This is a genomic window from Planktotalea sp. (genome assembly GCF_049680325.1).
Taxonomy (GTDB): Bacteria; Pseudomonadota; Alphaproteobacteria; order Rhodobacterales; family Rhodobacteraceae; genus Planktotalea.
The window spans coordinates 1-1,879 of sequence record NZ_JBAUHO010000322.1 but is presented as its reverse complement, the minus strand read 5'-3'; the positions used below and the strand labels follow the sequence as shown (position 1 = coordinate 1,879).

At 52.9% G+C, this 1,879-nt stretch carries 1 protein-coding gene and 1 pseudogene; one reads left to right on the top strand and one right to left on the bottom strand.

Annotated features, from left to right (window positions below; translation table 11 throughout):
• Positions 1 to 263, top strand: a pseudogene (locus WBC85_RS14490) (TetR/AcrR family transcriptional regulator); the annotation flags it as partial.
• Between the two features lie 272 nt (positions 264 to 535).
• Here the strand turns inward: WBC85_RS14490 and WBC85_RS14485 are convergent.
• Positions 536 to 1,558, bottom strand: a complete 1,023-nt coding sequence (locus WBC85_RS14485) for an IS110 family transposase (RefSeq protein ID WP_424438712.1) — start codon at positions 1,556 to 1,558, stop codon at positions 536 to 538.
• Positions 1,559 to 1,879 lie beyond the last annotated feature (321 nt).

Genomic DNA, 1,879 nt, shown 5'->3' with positions numbered 1-1,879 from the left:
AGACCGAAGGGATTGCCCTTTTGCCGATTGAACAGCAGGGCGTTCTAAAGGGCTATCAGCGCGATATGGTGCGCCAGTTGAGCGATATTCTGGTAGGTTGCGCACCTGAATTGACCGATGATCGCACCCGCTTGCGCGATGTGACGATGTCAGTGTTCGGCATGCTGAACTGGTTCTTTATGTGGAACGGCGGGGCAGGAACGGCCGAGCGCGAGAAATATGCGGAATTGGTCAGCGGGTTGGTTTTGGGGGGTGTCCGGTAAGGTACATAACAGGGGGTGTGGATTCCCCTGGCCTGAATGAGCGACGGTAAGTCTTGTAAACACTGATCGGGTGCAGTCAGGTGTCCGGCCTCAGAGTGCCGCGACACTTGGCGGCGGGCCTTTATGGAGATACGCTAGTCGGCTCCCAATCACTTATGCGGCCTCAAGACGGCCTACCTGTTATTCTGGGTTTTCCGAACTGATCTCATGATCCGTGTTCCGTAACTTTCCCTTCGTCCTCTCAGTCCTGCTGGTATCCGGCGGCGGCTATCTCAAGCAGCAGCGCGAATCTCGTAATTCTTCTCCGTCACCATCATGGCCCACAATTGGCGCGCCATTCGATTTGCAAGTGCAACAGCCGCAACCATGCGTGGCTTCGTTAATAGCATATTCGCAAGCCAAGGATCGTCGCAACGCCCTTTTTTCGCCGCCGCGCTGATCACTGACATTGCGCCAGTCACTAGCAATCGGCGAATGTCGCGCTGTCCCATCTTGGTGACCCTGCCATAGCGTTCCTTTCCGCCTGAGGAAATCTGCCGTGGTACAAGGCCGAGCCATGCGGAAAACCCGCGACCATGCTTGAAACTCTTAGGGTCGGGACAAAACGCTTTAATCGCAACTGCGGTGATAGGGCCTACGCCAGGCATAGTGCGCAACCGCCGTGCTTCAGCAGATGCGAGGGCTACTTTTTTCAAGGTCTTATCAATTTGTTCGACTTGCTTCGTGACAGCTTCGATATCGTCCGCGAGACATTTAGCCATCGTACGAACCGGCGCAGGTAGCTCGTCAGAGTGTTCGCTAAGAGCGGCCACCATGCGAGTAACACTTGCGCGCGACGAAGGCAGCAACACGCCATATTCAGCCAGATGTCCGCGCAGAGCGTTGATCAATTGCGTACGTTGGCGCAGATACAGATCCCGCGTTCTGAAGATCACAGCCTGCGCCTGCTGCTCTTTTGTTTTCACTGTCACAAAGCTCATTGAGGGGCGCAGGGCCGCTTCAACGATAGCCTCAGCGTCTACCGCATCATTTTTATGACGCTTCACAAAGGGTTTGACGTAGTTCGGCGGTACCAACAGCACTTTGAGGCCAAGGGCCTGAGCTTCACGGCCCCAATGATGGGCTGTCGAACAGGCTTCCATGGCAATGATGCAAACAGGTATTTCCGTCAGGAACTTCGCAAACTGTGGCCGCGATAATTTCTTACGAAACAAAACGCGTCCTGATTTGTCAGATCCGTGAACCTGAAAAACGTGCTTGGCCAGATCGACCCCAATGATGTGAAGTTCGTCCATGGTACTTCCTCCTCTGTTGCCCGACCAGTCTTGGCCAGAACGGTTCATTTGTGAACCAGCAGGAGGGGAATCCAATCCATCACTTATGCGTGAATAGTGTTGTGATATTCACTAGTATCAATAAAACATGTGTATTAGGGAAAGGGTTGTTTGCGGCCTAAGTAGTAAGGATTTCGCGTGGAATGGTATTGGTATGCGATCATAGGTGTTGTTGGCATTGGGCTTCTTTCTCATCTGATGGGCAGTCCCAACTTCTGGAAGTTGACTAGGAAATATCCTGAGCAGGCTCTCCAATTTTTTGAAGATAACTCAGACGTGTGG